Consider the following 3392-nt stretch of genomic DNA (forward strand, 5'->3'; position numbering starts at 1 on the left):
GCCCGGGCGTGGCCGAGGGGGTCGGCGTGGACGCCGGCGAGGCCGGGCGCTCCTCGCCCGACCGGGTGCGCGACTTGCCCTGCGGTCCGGGCTTGACGAGCCCGGGGCGCGGGGTGACGCTCGTGCGAGCCGCCGACGACGACGCCGTCGGAGCAGCACTGAACCCACCCGGGCGCACATTGCGCGGGGTGGGACGCGGACCGGGCTTGGCACCCGGCTTGGCCGGGGCAGGCGTCGCGGCCTGGGCGGCGGGTGTCTCCTGCTTCGCCGGGCGCGCGGCGGGACGTGACGGCTTGGCGTCGCCCCCGTCCGGCTTGATCTGATCGCGGACACGCCGGACCACCGGCGTCTCCAAGGTGGAGGAGGCCGATCTGACGTACTCCCCCATGTCGTTGAGCTTCCCCAGAAGCTGCTTGCTTGTCAGTCCGAGCTCCTTGGCGAGCTCATAGACGCGGACCTTGGCCACTACTCTCCTTCGGGCCCGGTCACGGCGACTCGGGCCAACTAGTTGACGTGAATGCTCATTGGTGCGAACTCATCGAGTGGTCATGAGCGTCAGCCCACTTTCTGTTCTGCCCGGTCGAACCGGGCACGGTTCGGTGAGGCCGCCGGACCTTCCGGCGGACGTGCATCGGGCAGTCTACCGACTCCGGCCCCACCGGCTCAATTTCTCGGCCTGACGTCGCGGCGACCTGCTCAGGCGTCCCGCGGCTCGACGGCGTCCGTCCGGACGCGGCGGCGGAACGACCTGGCGAAGCCCCCGCGCACCGCCCGGCGCAGGCACTCGGGATCGTCGTGCACCCAAGCCCCCCGGCCCTGGGCCGACCTGCTCGGGTCGGCGACGACGGCCCCCTCGACCACGACGTATCGCGCCATGGCGACGGGGTCGTCAACCGTGCGGCAGCCGACGCAGGTGCGCTGCGGGCGGCTCACGACTGGTTCGCCGGGCGCTCCTGCCCGCCGACCTGGGTGTCGGGTCGGATGTCGATCCGCCACCCGGTCAGCCGCGCCGCCAGCCGGGCGTTCTGCCCCTCGCGGCCGATCGCCAGGGACAACTGGTAGTCCGGAACGACGACCCGGGCGGACCGGGCCTTGAGGTCGACGACCGTCACCTGCTTGACCTTCGCCGGGGACAGGGCCTCGCCGACGAACCGGGCCGGGTCCTGGGACCAGTCGATGATGTCGATCTTCTCCTCGTCGAGCTCGTGCATGACGGCCCGCACCCGCTGACCCATGGGGCCGATGCAGGCCCCCTTGGCCGAGACGTCCGGGTTGTGCGAGACGACGGCGATCTTCGTGCGGTGTCCGGCCTCACGGGCGATGGCCTTGATCTCGACAACCCCCTGCTCGATCTCGGGCACCTCAAGGGCGAAGAGCTTCTTCACCAAGTCGGGGTGGGTCCGCGAGACGATGACCTGCGGGCCACGGGCCTCCTTGCGCACGGCGACGACGTACACCCGCAGACGCCGTCCGTGGGAGTAGTCCTCCCCCGGGGCCTGCTCGGCCGGCGGCATGACGGCCTCGATCCCGCCCAGGTCGACCCGCACCGTGCGCGTGTCGCGGTAGGACTGCTGGACGACGCCGGTGACGATCTGCCCCTCCACGGCCGAGAACTGGCCGTACTTGTGCTCGTCCTCGGCCTCACGCAGCCGCTGGAAGATGACCTGACGGGCGGTGGAGGCCGCGACCCGACCGAAGTCGTCGGGGGTGCCGTCGTACCAGCCGACGACATTGCCCTCCTCATCCTTCTCGGGCACCATGACCGCGACGTTCCCGGACTTGCGGTCCAGGTCGATGCGGGCGTCCTTGACCGGGTGCTCCGTCTTACCGTAGGCGTTGAGGAGGGCGTCCTCGAGGGTCTTGACGAGGTAGTCGAGCGGGATGTCCTTCTCCCGTTCGATCATGCGCAGCGCGGCGAGGTCGATGTCCATCTTCAGTTCTCCTCGGTCTCGGTGGGACGGTTGAGCTCGACCTGGACGACAGCCCGTCGGATCCGGTCGAGAGGAACGGTGCGCTCGGTCGTGAGCGGCTTGTGCGGCTTGGACCCGGGAGCCTCCACCTCGAGGGTGACGCTGGCCTCGTCTGCCGCCAGGATCCGCCCGAGCACCTCCTGGGTGACGCCGTCCTCGGCGACGGTGGCCTTGACGAGGCGGGTGATGTTGCGGCGGAAGTGCTTGGGCTCGGTGAGCGGCGTCGAGACGCCGCGGGAACTCACCTCGAGGGTGTAAGGGGCGTCTCCCATGGCGTCGGCGTCGTCGAGGGCCCGGGAGATCTCGCTCGTCGCCTCGGCGATGTCGTCGAGGGTGGGCCCGTGCCCGTCGTCCCCGTCGCCGTCAACGGTGACGCGCACCACCCGACGCCGTCCGGCGGGCACGACCTCGAGGCGTTCGAGCTCGAGTCCGAGCTGGTCGAGCAGCGGCGCCAGCAGAGCCGTCAGTGTGTCGTTGATCATCGCGTCCCGCCTCTGTCCTGTTGTCAGCCGGTTGTCCTGTGCGGCCATCCTACCGATCCGCACCGACACCGGTCACCGACACCGAGTACCACCCAGGTGCACTGACACCGGGCGACGGTGAGCGAGGACACCGAACGGGGCCGCGACCGCGCCGCAGTACCGACTAGGGTGGCGCCATGAGCGAGTGGCCCCGACGAGCGATGCTGACGGCGTCCCTGTCGGCGGGCACCTTTCTGCTGGCCGGCTGCTACCGCGTCTCCCCGCTCATCGAGGGCCCGCGCTCCGGCACGACGGCCGCGACGCCGACACTGGGTGCGACCATGCGTCGCGCCGCCGAGCTCGAGGCCGATCTGGCGGCCACGGCGTCCTCCCTGGCACGCACCGACCGCAGCCACGCCACAGCCCTGGCGGCGGTGTCGGCAGTGCACAGCGCGCACGCCCGCACCCTGGGTCGTGCGGACCCCTTCGACGCCACCTCGATCACGGTCATCGACCCCGTCGCCAGCTCATCGTCGACGCCCCGGTCGGCCATGGCCACCCCCACCCGGGCCACCCTCGACCGAGCCCTGGCGGCCGCCGCGAAGGCACATCTGGCGTCGGCGGTCGCGGCCGCCGACCCCTCCCATGTCCTGCTCTGGGCCAGCCTGGCGGCGTCGGCCAGCGCATCAGGACTCAGCCCGGCACCGACCGTGGAGACGACGGTGAGCCCGGTACGGATCGGCTCGGAGTCGCTCACCGCGGCCCGCCAGGTGCTCCTGTCGCGGGTCAACGCGCTGCTGGCCGGTCTCGACTGGGGGGTCGGGCGGCTGCTGGGCGTCGACCAGGACCTGCGTGCGTGGGGCCAGGAGCGGCTTGACGCCGTCTCGACGATGCGCGCCGACCTCCATGCGCAGATCCGGGAGTCCTCGGCCACCCCGACCCCCTTCTCCCCCGGCTACGC

5 protein-coding genes are annotated in these 3392 nt (G+C 71.5%); 1 reads left to right on the forward strand and 4 read right to left on the reverse strand.

The window, feature by feature from the left end:
* The 4 genes from E0E30_RS13085 to rimP all read right to left on the reverse strand — a co-directional run.
* Nucleotides 1–466 (reverse strand): translation initiation factor IF-2 N-terminal domain-containing protein (locus E0E30_RS13085; RefSeq protein WP_210115903.1); only part of this gene is annotated, 466 nt, incomplete at its 3' end.
* A 230-nt stretch (nucleotides 467–696) separates the two neighbouring features.
* Nucleotides 697–933 carry a YlxR family protein gene (locus E0E30_RS13090; protein ID WP_411914035.1) on the reverse strand — a complete coding sequence of 79 codons (237 nt, stop codon included), beginning with the start codon at nucleotides 931–933 and terminating at the stop codon, nucleotides 697–699.
* The gene (gene nusA, locus E0E30_RS13095; RefSeq protein WP_130866926.1) at nucleotides 930–1931 is read right to left on the reverse strand and encodes a transcription termination factor NusA; all 1002 of its coding nucleotides are present in this window, start codon (nucleotides 1929–1931) and stop codon (nucleotides 930–932) included. Before nusA ends, E0E30_RS13090 begins: the two co-directional genes overlap by 4 nt.
* 2 nt (nucleotides 1932–1933) lie before the next feature.
* A complete protein-coding gene (gene rimP / locus E0E30_RS13100) occupies nucleotides 1934–2452 on the reverse strand; it encodes a ribosome maturation factor RimP (RefSeq protein ID WP_130866927.1) in 519 nt (172 codons plus the stop codon).
* A gap of 176 nt (nucleotides 2453–2628) precedes the next feature.
* Here rimP and E0E30_RS13105 point away from each other — a divergent pair.
* A partial coding sequence (locus tag E0E30_RS13105; protein ID WP_130866928.1) for a hypothetical protein occupies nucleotides 2629–3392 on the forward strand: 764 nt, incomplete at its 3' end.

The sequence above is a fragment of the Acidipropionibacterium timonense genome (assembly GCF_900605005.1).
Taxonomy (GTDB): Bacteria; Actinomycetota; Actinomycetes; order Propionibacteriales; family Propionibacteriaceae; genus Cutibacterium; species Cutibacterium timonense.

Coding starts and splice junctions, on each gene's coding strand:
- nusA (WP_130866926.1), bottom strand. CDS start 1,931: ATGGACATCGACCTCGCCGCGCTGCGCATGATCGAACGGGAGAAGGAC.
- rimP (WP_130866927.1), bottom strand. CDS start 2,452: ATGATCAACGACACACTGACGGCTCTGCTGGCGCCGCTGCTCGACCAG.